Raw genomic sequence first — 13483 nt, 5'->3', positions numbered from 1 at the left:
TTTTCGCCGTCAATCCGCTCTGCGCGGAGTGCGCGATCAGCCCTGACGCTGCTTGTGACGCAGGTTCTCGCAGATCACCATGATCCGGCCGTGGCGGCGGATCACCTTGCACTTGTCGCAGATCTTCTTGACGCTCGGCTGAACCTTCACGTCTCCTGCTTCCTTATGCGTTGCTCACCGTCATCACTTGTAGCGGTAGACGATGCGACCACGGGACAAGTCGTAGGGCGAGAGCTCCACGACGACCCGGTCCTCCGGCAGGATGCGGATGTAGTGCTGCCGCATCTTGCCGCTGATATGTGCCAGGACCTTGTGGCCGTTCTCCAACTCGACTCGGAACATCGCGTTGGGGAGTGGCTCGACCACGCGACCCTCGACCTCGATGGCCCCGTCTTTCTTAGCCATGTCCTCCGCGTTTCGTGATAATGGCTGCGCACCGTTCTTGCCTGCCTAGGTGGTGCCGACGCACACGGCACTCCGACTCCAAAGCTGAAAAACTGTTCACGAGCGCGCTGGACTCGGCGTGCTGAGTACGCCGACTAGACAGTCTACGCACCCCGTGTCGCAGCATGCGAGGCGGGGTGACGTGTGTTAAACGAGCGTTGGCTCAGTCTTGTTCCGGGGCCGTCAGTACCCAGGGGCCATCGGCGGTGATGGCGACCGTGTGCTCCCAGTGGGCGGCGCGGGAGCCGTCCGCGGTGACCACGGTCCAGCCGTCCTCCAGCTCGACGGTCTCGTTCGAACCACCGGTCAGCATCGGCTCGATCGCCAGCGCCATCCCGGCTTCGAGCCGCGGGCCCTTGCCCGGCTTGCCGATGTTCGGCAGGAACGGGTCCATGTGCATCTCGCGGCCGATGCCGTGACCGCCGTACTCGACGATCTGGCCGTAATCGACCCCGTCGGCGGCCGAGGCCGCGTCCGCGGCGGACTGGATGGCGTGCGAGATGTCGGTGAGCTTCGCCCCGGGCACCGCGGCCTTGATCCCGGCCCACATCGCGGCCCTGGTGGCGGCCGAAAGCGCCAGGTCGGCGGCCGAGACCGTGCCGATGGCCAGCGTGACCGCGGAGTCGCCGTGCCAGCCGTCGAGGATGGCACCGCAGTCGATCGAGATCAGGTCACCGTCGGCCAGCACCGTGGTCTTCGCCGGGATGCCGTGCACGATCTGGTTGTTCACCGAGGCGCAGATCGAGGCCGGGAAGCCGTGGTATCCCTTGAACGAAGGCACCGCCCCGGCGTCCCGGATGCTCTGCTCGGCGAGCTCGTCGAGCTCCGCCGTGCTCACCCCCGGTTTCGCCGACTCGGCCAGCAGCGCGAGCGTGCGCTGCACCACCAGGCCCGCCGCCCGCATGGCGTCGAGCTGCCCCCGGGTCTTGACCTCGATCGAATTCCGCCGTCTCAGCAGCTTCAGCACTCCGAACGGCCCCCGGTTCACCGGCGATCGCGCAGCGCGTCGAGGACGCGAGAAGCGATCTCGTCGATCTCGCCGACGCCGTCGACCTTGATCAGGATGTCGCGGTAGTAGTCGAGCAGCGGTGCGGTCTCCGACCAGTACACCTGCTGGCGGCGGCGGATCACGTCCTCGCTGTCGTCCGCGCGGCCACGCGAGAGCAGCCTGTTCACCACGACGTCCTCGGGCACCTCGAGCTGGATCACCGCGTCGAGCTTCTGGTTCACCTCGCCCAGCAGCTGGCCGAGGACCTCGGCCTGCTTGGTGTTGCGCGGGAACCCGTCGAGCAGGAAGCCGTCGTTCGCGTCGGGCTCGGCCAGCCGCTCGCGCACCATCTCGTTGGTCACCGTGTCCGGCACGAGCTCACCCGAGTCGAGGTAGCGCTTGGCCTCCTCACCGAGCGGTGTCCGCTCGGAGACGTGGGTGCGGAACAGGTCGCCGGTCGAGATGTGCGGGATCGACAGCTTCTCCGAAAGGGCGTCCGCCTGAGTACCCTTCCCCGCTCCGGGCGGGCCGACCAGAACCAGGCGTGTCATCGCAGAAACCCTTCGTAGTTGCGCTGCATCAGCTGGCTCTCGATCTGCTTGACGGTGTCGAGTCCGACACCGACCATGATCAGCACAGCCGTCCCACCGAACGGGAAGCTCTGGTTGTTGCCCTGCTGGGTGATCGACAGGAAGAAGTTCGGCAGGATGGCGATGACGCCCAGGTACAGCGATCCCGGCAGGGTGATCCGGCCGAGCACGAAGTTCAGGTACTCCGCGGTCGGCCGCCCTGGCCGGATGCCGGGGATGAAGCCGCCGAACTTCTTCATCTCCTCCGCACGCTCGTCCACGTTGAACGTGATCGTGATGTAGAAGTACGTGAAGAAGATGATCAGGGCGAAGTACAGCAGGATGTGTACCCAGTTGCCCTGGTTGATGATGTAGTTCTGCAGGAACACGTACCAGCCGGAGTTGCTGCCCGAGCCGTTGATGAGCTGGGCGATCAGCTGCGGCAGATAGAGCAGCGACGAAGCGAAGATGACCGGGATGACACCGGCCTGGTTGACCTTGATCGGCAGGTACGTCGAGGTCCCGCCGTACATCCGCCGGCCGATCATGCGCTTGGCGTACTGCACCGGGATCCGGCGCTGACCCTGCTCGACGAAGATGACGCTGGCGATGATGACCAGGCCGAACACGCACACGAGGGCGAAGACCACGCCGCCCTGGCCGTTGAGGATGTTGATGCCCTCGGCCGGGATCCGGGCCGCGATGTTCAGGAAGATCAGGATCGACATGCCGTTGCCGACGCCGCGCTCGGTGATGAGCTCGCCCAGCCACATCATCACCGCGGTGCCGGCGGTCATGGTGATGACGATGATCGCCAGCGACCAGATGCTGTTGTCCGGGATGATCGACTGGGTGCAGTTCGGGAAGAGCTGGCCACGGTCGGCGAGCGCGACGACACCGGTCGCCTGCAGGATCGCGAGCGCGATCGTCAGGTACCGCGTGTACTGGGTCAGCTTGTTCTGGCCGGCCTGGCCTTCTTTCTGCAGCTCCTCGAACCGTGGGATGACCACCGTGAGCAGCTGGACGATGATGCTCGCCGTGATGTAGGGCATGATGCCGGTCGAGAAGATCGACAGCTGCAGGAGCGCGCCACCGCTGAAGAGGTTCAGCAGCGAGTAGATGCCCGATGAATCGGCCTGAGCCCCACAGGCCTGCACGTTGGGATAGGAGACCCCGGGCGCCGGCGTGACCGCACCGATCCGGTAGACGGCCACGATCATCAGCGTGAACAGGATCTTCTTGCGCAGGTCCGGCGTAGCGAAGGCCGAGCGGAAGGCGCTGAGCACGCGGGGGACCTCCTCGGCGTCGCCAGCGGGTGTCGCCGGCGATCGGCTTGGCCGGCCACGGTGGCCGGCAGGTACACAACTGCCTGGCGGGCAAGCCAGGGGCGCTTCAGGACAGACTCGTCCCGCAGCGTGCTGCCGACTCTAACAGCGGGGCACGACCTGCCTCACCGCAGGTTGCCTTTACTGCTGCGAGTAGCCACGGGGAACCGGGAGCGCCACGAGCACCACCGCGGCGATGGCCAGCACCACCGCGACGAGTTCGAGCCAGAAGCCGGCGCCGAGGCTCGCGCCGAACCCCGAACCGCCCGCGCCGGCGCCCGCCGGCCGGAGCGTGTCCAGCACGTTGGCCGCCTCGACGGCGACGGTGGCCACCGTGCCCGCGAGGAAGGCAGCCGCGACGGCCCCGGACAGCACGGCGAGCGACCGCGCGCCCGCGGGCGCCGTCCGGATGGCCGCGATCAGTCCGAAGATGGCGGCGATGATGAGCAACGCGCCGGAGACCGTGAGCGGGTAACCGTTTTGCGCGACCCCGCCGCCAGTCAAGGCCGGGGGCACACCCTCGGCGGTCAGCTTCCAGCCGGTGACCGTCAACCTCATCGCCGCGCTGCCGCCGAGGCTCAACTGCCCCGAGACCAGCGGCAGGAAGGACCCGGCGATCGCGAGCGCCGCCGCGACCGCGCACGCGAGCACACCCAGCAGCCGCGTCCCGAACCACGAGGGCGACCTGCGGACGCTCTCGGCCGGTGCCTCCCCCTCTGTCATCCTTCGATCGTGGCACCTCAGGGCATCCCGGACAAACCAAACGGCCCGCCGGTTTTCCGGCGGGCCGTTTGGTTTGGAGCGTCAGGCCTTGGTGGCGGTGCCACCAGCGGCTTCGAGCTTCTCCTTGGCCGAGGTGGAGAAGGCGTCGGCAGTGACATCCAGCTTGACGCCGACCTCACCGCCGCCCAGCACCTTCACCAGCTTGCCCTTGCGGACCAGACCGCGGGCGGCCAGGTCCTCCTTCGACACGGCGCCACCTTCGGTGAACACCCGGGCGATGTCGCCCACGTTCACCGGCTGGTACTCCGTGCGGAACCGGTTCTTGAAGCCACGCAGCTTCGGCAGCCGCATGTGGATGGGCATCTGCCCACCCTCGAACCCGGCGGGCACGTTCTTGCGGGCCTTGGTGCCCTTGGTACCGCGACCCGCGGTCTTGCCCTTCGAACCCTCACCGCGGCCGACCCGGATCTTGTCGCGCTTCGCGCCCGGCGCGGGCCGCAGGTGGTGGATCTTGATGGCGGTCATGCCTTGACCTCCTCAACGGTCACGAGGTGACGCACCGTGTGGATGAGGCCACGGACCTCGGGAGTGTCCTCCCGGACCACGGACTGCCGGATCTTGCGCAGGCCGAGGGTCCGCAGCGAGTCCCGGTGGTTCTGCTTGGTCCCGATCTTGCTCTTGACCTGGGTGACCTTGAGCTGAGCCATGTCAGACCCCCTGTCCCGCGCGCTGGCGCAGCATGCGCGCCGGCGCGACGTCCTCGAGCGGCAGGCCACGGCGGGCCGCCACCTCTTCCGGACGCTGCAGGCCCTTGAGCGCCGCCACGGTCGCGTGCACGATGTTGATCGCGTTGTCGCTGCCGAGCGACTTCGACAGCACGTCGTGCACGCCCGCGCACTCCAGCACCGCACGCACCGGGCCGCCGGCGATCACACCGGTACCGGCGCTGGCCGGGCGGAGCAGCACCACACCGGCGGCGTCCTCACCCTGGATCGGGTGCGGGATGGTGCCGGCGATCCGGGGAACGCGGAAGAAGTTCTTCTTGGCTTCCTCGACACCCTTGGCGATGGCCGCGGGAACTTCCTTGGCCTTGCCGTAGCCGACGCCGACCTGACCGTCGCCGTCCCCGACGACGACCAGCGCGGTGAAGCTGAAGCGCCGGCCACCCTTGACGACCTTGGCGACGCGGTTGATGGCGACCACGCGCTCGAGGTGCGGGGTCTTGTCCTGGCCGGCCCCGCCACGGCCACTGTCGCGACGGTCCCTGCGGTCGCGACGGTCGCCGCGGTCGTTACCGCCCTGGCCGCCTTGACCGCCCTGACCGCCGCCGAATTGCCGTGTACGTCCCGGCATCAGGCTTTCCTTCCGTAATTTTCGCGCTGGTACTGCATCGTCACTGGTCTCAGAACTCCAACCCGCCCTCACGGGCGGCGTCGGCCAGCGCCGCGATACGGCCGTGGTAGCCGTTGCCACCGTGGTCGAACACGACGCTCGTGATGCCCGCGTTCTTCGCACGGGCGGCCAGCAGCTCGCCGACCTTCGCGGCCTTCGCCTTCTTGTCGCCCTCCACGGCGCGCGCGTCCGCCTCCATGGTGGACGCCGAGGCCAGCGTGTGGCCGGCCAGGTCGTCGATCACCTGGACATAGATGTGCCGGGAGGAGCGCTTGACCGACAGGCGGGGCCGCTGCGCGGTGCCGCTGATCTTCTTGCGGAGCCGGAAGTGACGGCGCGTCTTCGCGACGCGGCGCCGGGTCGAAACGTCCTTGCCGACCGGCTTCCGCTTCGTGGTTGCAGTGTCGCTCATGATCACTTACCCGTCTTTCCGACCTTGCGACGGATGCGCTCACCCTCGTAGCGCAGCCCCTTGCCCTTGTACGGGTCGGGGCGGCGCAGCTTGCGGATCACCGCGGCCGTCTGGCCGACCTTCTGCTTGTCGATGCCGGAGACCGAGAACCGGGTCGGGCTCTCGACCTTGAAGGTGATGCCTTCCGGCGCCTCGATCACCACGGGGTGGCTGTAGCCGAGGGCGAACTCCAGGTTGCTGCCCTTGGCCTGCACGCGGTAACCGACACCGTGGATCTCGAGCTTCTTCTCGTACCCGTCGGTCACCCCCACGACCAGGTTGTTCACCAGGGTCCGGGTGAGCCCGTGCAGGGCCCTGCTCTCCCGCTCGTCGTTGGGTCGCTTGACCTGCAGCGTGCCGTCCTCGTCGCGCTCGACGAAGATCGGCTCGGCGATGGTGTGCGACAGGGTGCCCTTGGGGCCCTTGACCGAGATCAGCCGACCGTCGATGGTCACCTCGACCCCGGCGGGGACGGGAATGGGCAGCTTTCCGATACGTGACATGCCTGCTCTCCCTTCCTCACCAGACGTAGGCGAGGACTTCCCCGCCCACACCATTGCGCTTGGCCTGCCGGTCGGTCTGCAGGCCACCGGACGTCGAGATGATCGCGATGCCGAGACCGCCGAGCACGCTGGGCAGCTCGGTCGACTTCGCGTACACCCGCAGACCGGGCTTGGACACCCGGCGCAGGCCCGCGATGCTGCGCTCACGGTTGCGGCCGTACTTCAGTTCGACGATGAGGTTCTTGTGCTTCTCGCCCGGCTCCGCGCGATAGCCCGCGATGTAACCCTCACGCTTGAGGATCTCCGCGATGTTCGCCTTGAGCTTCGAATGGGGCAGCACGACCTCGTCGTGGTACGCCGAGTTGGCGTTGCGCAGACGCGTCAGGAAGTCTGCGATCGGGTCGGTCATCGTCATGGTGACCAGTCAACCTTTCTCGCCTGGTTCCCCCGGTCGTCCGAGGGCCTGTGGCGAAGTGGGAGCTGAGAGTTCTTGGATTACCAGCTGGACTTGGACACGCCCGGCAGCTCGCCCGCGTGCGCCATCTCGCGGAGGCAGATCCGGCACAGCCCGAACTTGCGGAACACCGAATGCGGCCGGCCGCAGCGGTTGCAGCGGGTGTACGCGCGCACCTTGAACTTGGGCTTGCGGGCCGCCTTGGCGATCAGAGCCTTCTTGGCCATCAGTTCTCCTTGAACGGGAAGCCGAGCTTGCGAAGCAGCGAGCGGCCCTCGTCATCGGTGGTAGCGGTGGTGACGACGGTGACGTCCATACCGCGGGGGCGGTCGATGGAGTCGGGGTCGATCTCGTGGAACATCGACTGCTCGCTGAGACCGAACGTGTAGTTCCCGTTGCCGTCGAACTGCTTGGGCGAGAGCCCGCGGAAGTCACGGATACGCGGCAGCGCGATGCTCAGCAGCCGGTCCAGGAACTCCCACATGTAGTCCCCGCGCAACGTGACGCGGGCACCGATGGGCTGACCCTCACGCAGCTTGAACTGCGCGATGGACTTGCGCGCCCGGCGCACCTCGGGCTTCTGCCCGGTGATGGCGGCCAGGTCGCGGATGGCGCCCTCGATCAGCTTGCTGTCCCGCGCGGCGTCGCCGACGCCCATGTTGACGACGACCTTCACCACGCCGGGGATCTGGTGCACGTTGGCGTAGCCGAACTCCTGCCGGAGCTCGTCCTTGATCTGCTCGCGGTAGCGGGTCTTCAACCGCGGCGCGACTTTCTCTGCGGTCGTCATCAGATGTCCTTACCGTTCCGGCGCGAGATGCGAACCTTCTTGCCGTCCTCGCCGATGCGGTAGCCGACCCGGGCCGGCTTGCCGTCGGAGTCGACAACCATCACGTTCGACACGTGGATCGGCGCCTCCTGCGTCACGATGCCGCCGGACTGCGCACCGCGCTGGGTCTGGGTGATCCGGGTGTGCTTCTTGATCCGGTTCACGCCCTCGACCAGCACGCGCTGCTCCTTCGGGTAGGCCTGGATGACCTTGCCCTTGGCGCCCTTGTCCTTGCCCGAGATGACGACGACCGTGTCGCCCTTCTTGACCTTCATCTCTAGAGCACCTCCGGAGCCAGCGAGATGATCTTCATGAACTTGCGGTCACGCAGCTCACGGCCGACCGGGCCGAAGATACGGGTCCCACGCGGCTCGTTGTCGTTCCTGATGAGCACCGCGGCGTTCTCGTCGAACCGGATGTAGGAGCCGTCCGGGCGACGCCGCTCCTTCACCGTGCGGACGACGACGGCCTTGACCACGTCACCCTTCTTCACCCCGGCAGCCGGGATGGCGTCCTTAACGGTGGCGACGATGATGTCGCCGATACCCGCGTAGCGCCGCCCCGAACCGCCGAGCACGCGGATGCAGAGGATCTCCTTGGCACCCGTGTTGTCGGCGACTCGCAGCCGCGACTCCTGCTGGATCACGTCAACTCCTGTATGTCTCGCCGGTTCTCAGTCGCCTGAGCCTGGCGGAACGGAAGGGACCTGGTCGGCCAGGCCCCTGGTTACTTGGCCTTCTCCACGATCCGCACGAGCCGCCACCGCTTGGTGGCCGACAGCGGGCGGGTCTCCATGAGAACCACGCGGTCACCCTTGCCGGCGCTGTTCTCCTCGTCGTGCGCCTTCACCTTGCTGGTGGTGCGGACGACCTTCGGGTACTTCGGGTGCTTCTTGCGGTCCTCGAGCTCGACCACGATCGTCTTGTCCATCTTGTCGGACACGACGTAGCCTTCCCGGACCTTGCGGTAGTTACGGCCCGAGTCAGGCTTCTGAACAGGCGTGACCGCGGCGTCGTTCTCGGTCTCGCTCATGCGGCACCTTCCTCGTTCTCACCTTCGGGAGCGACCGACAGGCCCAGCTCCCGCTCACGCATGATCGTGTAGATCCGCGCGATGTCCGTCTTGACCGTCCGCAGCCGGCGGTTGTTGTCCAGCTGCCCGGTGGCCATCTGGAAGCGGAGGTTGAACAGCTCCTCCTTGGCCTCCTTGAGGCGCAGCACGAGCTCCTCGTGGGTGAGCTCACGCAGGTCCGACGGGGCGACCCCTGCCTTCGCCATCAGAACTCACCACCTTCACGGGTCACGATGCGGCACTTCATGGGCAGCTTGTGGATCGCGCGGCGCAGCGCCTCGCGGGCGGTCGCCTCGTTCGGGAAGCTCATCTCGAACATGACGCGGCCCGGCTTGACGTTGGCGATCCACCACTCCGGCGAACCCTTGCCGGAACCCATCCGGGTTTCGGCCGGCTTCTTGGTCAGCGGACGGTCCGGGAAGATATTGATCCAGATCTTGCCGCCACGCTTGATGTGCCGGGTCATCGCGATACGAGCGGACTCGATCTGCCGGTTGGTCACGTAAGCGTGTTCAAGCGCCTGAATGCCGTACTCGCCGAAGTTCACCTTCGTGCCGCCGGTGGCGGCACCGGTGCGCCTCGGGTGGTGCTGCTTGCGGTGCTTGACCTTGCGTGGGACGAGCACGCCTCAGCCCTCCGTCTTCTCAGCCGGGGCCGGCGAGCCCTTGGCGGGCGCCTCGCCGGTCGCGGCGTCGCTGTCATTCTTCGCGGCGGCAGCGGCGGCCCGGCCGGCCTCGGTGGAGGTCGGCGTCGTGCCCGAGGCGCCGGAGCGACGCGGGCGCGACGGGCGCTCGCGACGCGGCGCGCGCTCGGCGGCCGCGGCGGCGTCCCGCTCGTTCTTGGCCTTCAGGCCACCGACGATGTCGCCCTTGTAGATCCACACCTTCACGCCGATCCGGCCGAACGTCGTACGGGCCTCGAAGAAGCCGTAGTCGATGTCGGCGCGCAGCGTGTGCAGCGGCACCCGGCCGTCGCGGTAGTGCTCGGACCGGGACATCTCGGCGCCGCCGAGCCGGCCACCGCACTGCACGCGGATGCCCTTGACCTGCGGCGAGCGCATCGAGGTCTGGATCGCCTTGCGCATCGCACGGCGGAACGCCACGCGGTTGGACAGCTGCTCGGCAACACCCTGCGCGACGAGCTGGGCGTCGGCCTCGGGGTTCTTCACCTCGAGGATGTTCAGCTGCACCTGCTTGCCGGTCAGCTTCTCCAGCGCGCCGCGGATCCGGTCGGCCTCCGCACCGCGGCGGCCGATGACGATGCCAGGGCGGGCGGTGTGGATATCGACGCGGACGCGGTCACGGGTGCGCTCGATGTCGACCTTCGAGATCCCGGCGCGCTCCATACCGGTGGAGAGCAGCTTGCGGATCTTGACGTCCTCCGCCACGTACTCCGCGTACTGCTTGTCGGCGTACCAGCGGGACTTCCAGTCCGTGGTGATCCCAAGCCGGAAGCCGTGCGGGTTGATCTTCTGGCCCACTACTACCGGCCACCCTTCTTCTTACCGCTCTTCTTGGCCCGCGAAGACTCCGGCCGGGACTCGACCTCGACCGTGATGTGGCTCGTGCGCTTGCGGATCCGGTAGGCACGCCCCTGGGCGCGCGGGCGGATGCGCTTGAGCGTCGGGCCCTCGTCCGCGTAGGCGTTCTTGATCCACAGCGTGTCCGGGTCCAGATCCAGGTTGTTCTCGGCGTTGGCCATGGCACTGGCCAGCACCTTCGCCACCGGCTGGCTCGCCGCCTGCGGCGCGAACCGCAGGATCGCCAGCGCCTCCTGTGCGCTACGACCCTTGATCAGCTCGATCACCCGGCGCACCTTCATCGGCGAGTCCCGGACGAAGCGAGCCCGCGCGTAGGCCGTGGGAAGCTCCTCGGCCGTAGCGTCTTTCTGGGCACTCATTCGTTAGTTCCTCTTCTCGGTGCGCGCTCAGCGGCGGCGCGACTTGCGGTCGTCCTTGATGTGACCCTTGAAGGTCCGCGTCGGGGCGAACTCGCCCAGCTTGTGACCCACCATCGCCTCGGTGACGAACACCGGGACGTGCTTGCGGCCGTCGTGCACGGCGATCGTGTGCCCCAGCATGTCGGGGATGATCGTGGACCGGCGGGACCACGTCTTGATCACCGTCTTCTTACCCGAGTCGTTCAGCGCGTCCACCTTCTTGAGCAGGTGGTCGTCCACGAACGGGCCCTTCTTCAGGCTGCGCGGCATGTTCTTCTAACCTCCCTGCTCTTAGCGCTTCTTGCCGGTCTTGCGGCGGCGGACGATAAGGGCGTCGGACGGCTTGCGGCGACGCGTACGGCCCTCGGGCTTGCCGTTCGGGTTGACCGGGTGGCGGCCACCGGAGGTCTTGCCCTCACCACCACCGTGCGGGTGGTCGACCGGGTTCATCACGACACCACGGACGGTGGGGCGCTTGCCCCGCCAGCGGTTGCGGCCTGCCTTGCCCCAGTTGATGTTCTGATGCTCGGAGTTGCCGACCTCGCCGACCGTGGCGCGGTTGCGCACGTCCACGTTGCGGATCTCGCCCGAAGGCATCCGCAGCTGGGCGTACGGCCCGTCCTTGGCCACCAGCTGCACCCGGGCGCCGGCGGAGCGGGCGATCTTCGCGCCGCCACCGGGGCGGAGTTCGATCGCGTGCACCACGGTGCCGACCGGGATGTTGCGCAGCGGCAGGTTGTTGCCTGGCTTGATGTCGGCGCGCGGGCCCGCCTCGACGCGGTCGCCCTGCTTCAGGTTGTTCGGCGCGATGATGTAGCGCTTCTCGCCGTCCGCGTAGTGCAGCAACGCGATCCGGGCGGACCGGTTCGGGTCGTACTCGATGTGCGCGACCTTGGCCGGCACGCCGTCCTTGTCGTGGCGCCGGAAGTCGATGATCCGGTACGCCCGCTTGTGCCCGCCGCCCTTGTGCCGGGTGGTGATCTTGCCGGACGAGTTGCGACCGCCGGTCTTGCTCAGCGGGCGCAGCAGCGACTTCTCCGGCGTCGACCGGGTGATCTCGGCGAAGTCCGAGACGCTCGCGCCACGACGGCCCGGCGTCGTCGGCTTGTACTTGCGAATACCCATGGTGTGCTCAGTCCCTTACGCGGCGGGTCCGCCGAAGATCTCGATCGGCTTGCTCTCGGCGGACAGCGTCACGATGGCGCGCTTGGTGTCCTTGCGCTTGCCAAAGCCGTAGCGGGTCCGCTTGCGCTTGCCCGGCCGGTTCAGCGTGTTCACGCTGACCACCTTGACCCCGAAGATCTGCTCGACGGCGATCTTGATCTGGGTCTTGTTGGCGTCCGGGCGCACGATGAACGTGTACTTGTGGTCCTCGAGCAGCCCGTAGGACTTCTCGGAGATCACCGGCGCGAGCAGGATGTCACGCGGGTCGGGAATCGCCACGCTGCTCACTGGTCACTCCCTTCCAGCTCGCTGGACGTCGCCGAGGCCTTGACGGCCCTGCCCTTGGCCGGGCCGGCGACGAAGACGTCGTAAGCCGCCTTCGTGAACACCACGTCGTCGTTGACCAGCACGTCGTAGGTGTTGAGCTGGTCCGGGTGGATCAGGTGCACATGCTGGAGGTTCCGCGCCGACAGCCACGACAGCTCCTCGTCGCGGCTGAGCACGACCAGCACCCGCTTCGCCTGCGTGACTGCGGCCAGCGCGGCCTTCGCGGCCTTCGTGGACGGCTTCTCGCCGGTCACCAGCTCGGTCACCACGTGCAGCTGCCCGTTGCGCGCCCGGTCCGACAGCGCGCCGCGGAGAGCGGCGGCCTTCATCTTCTTCGGGGTGCGCTGGGTGTAGTCGCGCGGCGTAGGGCCGTGCACGACGCCACCACCGGTGAACTGCGGCGCGCGGGTCGAACCCTGGCGGGCGCGGCCGGTGCCCTTCTGCCGGTACGGCTTCTTGCCGCCACCGGAGACCTCACCGCGGGTCTTGGTGTCGTGCGTGCCCTGGCGGGCCGCGGCCTGCTGGGCCACCACGACCTGGTGCATCAGCGGCAAGTTCGCCTGCACGTCGAAGATCTCCGCGGGGAGCTCGACCGTGCCTTCCGCGGCGCCGGCCGGCGTCTTGATCTCCACGCTGGTCATGCGGTCGCACCACCCTTCGCGGCGGTCTTGACGAACACGAGGCTGCCCTTGGGACCGGGGACGGCACCCTTGATGAGCAGCAGCCCGTCCTCGGCGCGCACGGCGTGCACGGTGAGGCCCTGCGTCGTGGTCCTGGCGTTACCCATCCGGCCGGCCATCCGCAGCCCCTTGAACACGCGGCCCGGGGTGGCGCAGCCACCGATCGAACCGGGAGCGCGGTGCTTGGCCTGGTTACCGTGGCTCGCGCCCTGGCCCTTGAAACCGTGCCGCTTCATGACACCGGCGTAGCCCTTGCCCTTGCTGGTGCCGGTCACGTCGACGCGCGAGCCCGCGGGGAACACCTCGGCGGTGATCTCCTGGCCCACCTCGTAGCTGCCGGCGTCGGCGGTGCGCAGCTCCGCGACGTGGCGGCGCGGGGTCACCCCGGCCTTGTCGAAATGGCCGGTGCGCGGCTTGTTGACCCTGCGCGGGTCGACGGCACCGAACGCCAGCTGCACGGCCTCGTAGCCGTCCTTGTCCTTGGTGCGCACCTGGGTGACGACATTCGGCCCGGCCTGCACGACGGTCACCGGGATCACCCGGTTGTCCTCGCCGAAGACCTGGGTCATGCCGAGCTTGGTGCCCAGGATGCCCTTCACTTCCCTGTCAGACATGAGTCTCTTCT

Annotated in this window: 26 protein-coding genes; all 26 read right to left on the bottom strand. The window is 67.7% G+C overall.

Annotated elements, in window-relative coordinates; translation table 11 throughout:
* Window positions 1-36 precede the first annotated feature (36 nt).
* Window positions 37-150 carry a 50S ribosomal protein L36 gene (gene rpmJ, locus FG385_RS05520; RefSeq protein ID WP_004558882.1) on the bottom strand — a complete coding sequence of 38 codons (114 nt, stop codon included), beginning with the start codon at window positions 148-150 and terminating at the stop codon, window positions 37-39.
* A gap of 33 nt (window positions 151-183) precedes the next feature.
* Window positions 184-405, bottom strand: a complete 222-nt coding sequence (gene infA / locus FG385_RS05515; RefSeq protein ID WP_004558881.1) for a translation initiation factor IF-1 — start codon at window positions 403-405, stop codon at window positions 184-186.
* A gap of 202 nt (window positions 406-607) precedes the next feature.
* Complete coding sequence (gene map, locus FG385_RS05510; RefSeq protein WP_139095581.1) at window positions 608-1402, bottom strand: type I methionyl aminopeptidase; 795 nt, start codon at window positions 1400-1402, stop codon at window positions 608-610.
* A 26-nt stretch (window positions 1403-1428) separates the two neighbouring features.
* Entirely contained in the window at window positions 1429-1983 is a 555-nt protein-coding gene (locus tag FG385_RS05505; protein ID WP_139095480.1) for an adenylate kinase, read from the bottom strand.
* Entirely contained in the window at window positions 1980-3287 is a 1308-nt protein-coding gene (secY, locus tag FG385_RS05500; protein WP_139095479.1) for a preprotein translocase subunit SecY, read from the bottom strand. The genes FG385_RS05505 and secY overlap by 4 nt, the downstream gene beginning before the upstream one ends.
* Before the next feature lie 180 nt (window positions 3288-3467).
* Window positions 3468-4049, bottom strand: coding sequence for a hypothetical protein (locus FG385_RS05495; protein ID WP_139095478.1), 582 nt, complete (start codon window positions 4047-4049; stop codon window positions 3468-3470).
* Window positions 4050-4130: 81 nt separating this feature from the next.
* Window positions 4131-4574 (bottom strand): 50S ribosomal protein L15, encoded by a 444-nt coding sequence (gene rplO / locus FG385_RS05490; RefSeq protein ID WP_139095477.1) that lies wholly within the window; start codon window positions 4572-4574, stop codon window positions 4131-4133.
* A complete protein-coding gene (rpmD, locus tag FG385_RS05485; RefSeq protein ID WP_139095476.1) occupies window positions 4571-4756 on the bottom strand; it encodes a 50S ribosomal protein L30 in 186 nt (61 codons plus the stop codon). Before rpmD ends, rplO begins: the two co-directional genes overlap by 4 nt.
* Before the next feature lies 1 nt (window position 4757).
* A complete protein-coding gene (gene rpsE, locus FG385_RS05480; protein WP_139095475.1) occupies window positions 4758-5402 on the bottom strand; it encodes a 30S ribosomal protein S5 in 645 nt (214 codons plus the stop codon).
* Between the two features lie 49 nt (window positions 5403-5451).
* Window positions 5452-5853 carry a 50S ribosomal protein L18 gene (gene rplR, locus FG385_RS05475; RefSeq protein ID WP_139095474.1) on the bottom strand — a complete coding sequence of 134 codons (402 nt, stop codon included), beginning with the start codon at window positions 5851-5853 and terminating at the stop codon, window positions 5452-5454.
* 2 nt (window positions 5854-5855) lie between these two features.
* The gene (gene rplF, locus FG385_RS05470; RefSeq protein WP_139095473.1) at window positions 5856-6395 is read right to left on the bottom strand and encodes a 50S ribosomal protein L6; all 540 of its coding nucleotides are present in this window, start codon (window positions 6393-6395) and stop codon (window positions 5856-5858) included.
* 16 nt (window positions 6396-6411) lie between these two features.
* Window positions 6412-6810 carry a 30S ribosomal protein S8 gene (rpsH, locus tag FG385_RS05465; protein WP_139095472.1) on the bottom strand — a complete coding sequence of 133 codons (399 nt, stop codon included), beginning with the start codon at window positions 6808-6810 and terminating at the stop codon, window positions 6412-6414.
* Window positions 6811-6890: 80 nt separating this feature from the next.
* Window positions 6891-7076 carry a type Z 30S ribosomal protein S14 gene (locus FG385_RS05460; RefSeq protein ID WP_139095471.1) on the bottom strand — a complete coding sequence of 62 codons (186 nt, stop codon included), beginning with the start codon at window positions 7074-7076 and terminating at the stop codon, window positions 6891-6893.
* The gene (gene rplE, locus FG385_RS05455) at window positions 7076-7639 is read right to left on the bottom strand and encodes a 50S ribosomal protein L5 (protein WP_139095470.1); all 564 of its coding nucleotides are present in this window, start codon (window positions 7637-7639) and stop codon (window positions 7076-7078) included. The genes FG385_RS05460 and rplE overlap by 1 nt, the downstream gene beginning before the upstream one ends.
* Window positions 7639-7953: a 50S ribosomal protein L24 gene (gene rplX, locus FG385_RS05450; RefSeq protein ID WP_139095469.1), complete on the bottom strand. Its 315-nt coding sequence runs from the start codon at window positions 7951-7953 to the stop codon at window positions 7639-7641. The genes rplE and rplX overlap by 1 nt, the downstream gene beginning before the upstream one ends.
* A gap of 2 nt (window positions 7954-7955) precedes the next feature.
* Window positions 7956-8324, bottom strand: a complete 369-nt coding sequence (gene rplN, locus FG385_RS05445) for a 50S ribosomal protein L14 (RefSeq protein WP_139095468.1) — start codon at window positions 8322-8324, stop codon at window positions 7956-7958.
* Window positions 8325-8404: 80 nt separating this feature from the next.
* Window positions 8405-8710 (bottom strand): 30S ribosomal protein S17, encoded by a 306-nt coding sequence (rpsQ, locus tag FG385_RS05440; RefSeq protein WP_139095467.1) that lies wholly within the window; start codon window positions 8708-8710, stop codon window positions 8405-8407.
* On the bottom strand, window positions 8707-8955 hold the full coding sequence (gene rpmC, locus FG385_RS05435; RefSeq protein WP_139095466.1) for a 50S ribosomal protein L29: 249 nt from the start codon (window positions 8953-8955) through the stop codon (window positions 8707-8709). The genes rpsQ and rpmC overlap by 4 nt, the downstream gene beginning before the upstream one ends.
* Entirely contained in the window at window positions 8955-9374 is a 420-nt protein-coding gene (gene rplP, locus FG385_RS05430) for a 50S ribosomal protein L16 (protein WP_139095465.1), read from the bottom strand. Before rplP ends, rpmC begins: the two co-directional genes overlap by 1 nt.
* Before the next feature lie 3 nt (window positions 9375-9377).
* A complete protein-coding gene (rpsC, locus tag FG385_RS05425; protein ID WP_139095464.1) occupies window positions 9378-10229 on the bottom strand; it encodes a 30S ribosomal protein S3 in 852 nt (283 codons plus the stop codon).
* Between the two features lie 2 nt (window positions 10230-10231).
* Window positions 10232-10648 (bottom strand): 50S ribosomal protein L22, encoded by a 417-nt coding sequence (rplV, locus tag FG385_RS05420; RefSeq protein WP_139095463.1) that lies wholly within the window; start codon window positions 10646-10648, stop codon window positions 10232-10234.
* A 27-nt stretch (window positions 10649-10675) separates the two neighbouring features.
* Window positions 10676-10957, bottom strand: coding sequence for a 30S ribosomal protein S19 (rpsS, locus tag FG385_RS05415; RefSeq protein ID WP_139095462.1), 282 nt, complete (start codon window positions 10955-10957; stop codon window positions 10676-10678).
* 21 nt (window positions 10958-10978) lie between these two features.
* Entirely contained in the window at window positions 10979-11812 is an 834-nt protein-coding gene (rplB, locus tag FG385_RS05410; RefSeq protein WP_139095461.1) for a 50S ribosomal protein L2, read from the bottom strand.
* A gap of 15 nt (window positions 11813-11827) precedes the next feature.
* Window positions 11828-12139 (bottom strand): 50S ribosomal protein L23, encoded by a 312-nt coding sequence (gene rplW / locus FG385_RS05405; RefSeq protein ID WP_139095460.1) that lies wholly within the window; start codon window positions 12137-12139, stop codon window positions 11828-11830.
* Window positions 12136-12819, bottom strand: a complete 684-nt coding sequence (gene rplD / locus FG385_RS05400) for a 50S ribosomal protein L4 (RefSeq protein ID WP_139095459.1) — start codon at window positions 12817-12819, stop codon at window positions 12136-12138. Before rplD ends, rplW begins: the two co-directional genes overlap by 4 nt.
* The gene (rplC, locus tag FG385_RS05395) at window positions 12816-13472 is read right to left on the bottom strand and encodes a 50S ribosomal protein L3 (RefSeq protein WP_139095458.1); all 657 of its coding nucleotides are present in this window, start codon (window positions 13470-13472) and stop codon (window positions 12816-12818) included. Before rplC ends, rplD begins: the two co-directional genes overlap by 4 nt.
* Window positions 13473-13483 lie beyond the last annotated feature (11 nt).

It is taken from the genome of Amycolatopsis alkalitolerans (assembly GCF_006152065.1).
GTDB classification, from domain to species: domain Bacteria; phylum Actinomycetota; class Actinomycetes; order Mycobacteriales; family Pseudonocardiaceae; genus Amycolatopsis_E; species Amycolatopsis_E alkalitolerans.
The sequence above is the reverse complement of the archived record's forward strand: the minus strand, read 5'-3'. Positions and strand labels throughout refer to the sequence as shown.

Coding starts and splice junctions, on each gene's coding strand:
- rplO (WP_139095477.1), bottom strand. CDS start 4,574: ATGACCGCCATCAAGATCCACCACCTGCGGCCCGCGCCGGGCGCGAAG.
- rplR (WP_139095474.1), bottom strand. CDS start 5,853: ATGAGCGACACTGCAACCACGAAGCGGAAGCCGGTCGGCAAGGACGTT.
- rpmC (WP_139095466.1), bottom strand. CDS start 8,955: ATGGCGAAGGCAGGGGTCGCCCCGTCGGACCTGCGTGAGCTCACCCAC.
- FG385_RS05505 (WP_139095480.1), bottom strand. CDS start 1,983: ATGACACGCCTGGTTCTGGTCGGCCCGCCCGGAGCGGGGAAGGGTACT.
- rplC (WP_139095458.1), bottom strand. CDS start 13,472: ATGTCTGACAGGGAAGTGAAGGGCATCCTGGGCACCAAGCTCGGCATG.
- FG385_RS05495 (WP_139095478.1), bottom strand. CDS start 4,049: ATGACAGAGGGGGAGGCACCGGCCGAGAGCGTCCGCAGGTCGCCCTCG.
- rpsS (WP_139095462.1), bottom strand. CDS start 10,957: ATGCCGCGCAGCCTGAAGAAGGGCCCGTTCGTGGACGACCACCTGCTC.
- FG385_RS05460 (WP_139095471.1), bottom strand. CDS start 7,076: ATGGCCAAGAAGGCTCTGATCGCCAAGGCGGCCCGCAAGCCCAAGTTC.
- rplF (WP_139095473.1), bottom strand. CDS start 6,395: ATGTCACGTATCGGAAAGCTGCCCATTCCCGTCCCCGCCGGGGTCGAG.
- rplV (WP_139095463.1), bottom strand. CDS start 10,648: ATGAGTGCCCAGAAAGACGCTACGGCCGAGGAGCTTCCCACGGCCTAC.
- rplD (WP_139095459.1), bottom strand. CDS start 12,819: ATGACCAGCGTGGAGATCAAGACGCCGGCCGGCGCCGCGGAAGGCACG.
- rpsH (WP_139095472.1), bottom strand. CDS start 6,810: ATGACGATGACCGACCCGATCGCAGACTTCCTGACGCGTCTGCGCAAC.
- infA (WP_004558881.1), bottom strand. CDS start 405: ATGGCTAAGAAAGACGGGGCCATCGAGGTCGAGGGTCGCGTGGTCGAG.
- rpsE (WP_139095475.1), bottom strand. CDS start 5,402: ATGCCGGGACGTACACGGCAATTCGGCGGCGGTCAGGGCGGTCAAGGC.
- rpmD (WP_139095476.1), bottom strand. CDS start 4,756: ATGGCTCAGCTCAAGGTCACCCAGGTCAAGAGCAAGATCGGGACCAAG.
- rpsQ (WP_139095467.1), bottom strand. CDS start 8,710: ATGAGCGAGACCGAGAACGACGCCGCGGTCACGCCTGTTCAGAAGCCT.
- rplB (WP_139095461.1), bottom strand. CDS start 11,812: ATGGGTATTCGCAAGTACAAGCCGACGACGCCGGGCCGTCGTGGCGCG.
- rplE (WP_139095470.1), bottom strand. CDS start 7,639: ATGACGACCGCAGAGAAAGTCGCGCCGCGGTTGAAGACCCGCTACCGC.
- rplX (WP_139095469.1), bottom strand. CDS start 7,953: ATGAAGGTCAAGAAGGGCGACACGGTCGTCGTCATCTCGGGCAAGGAC.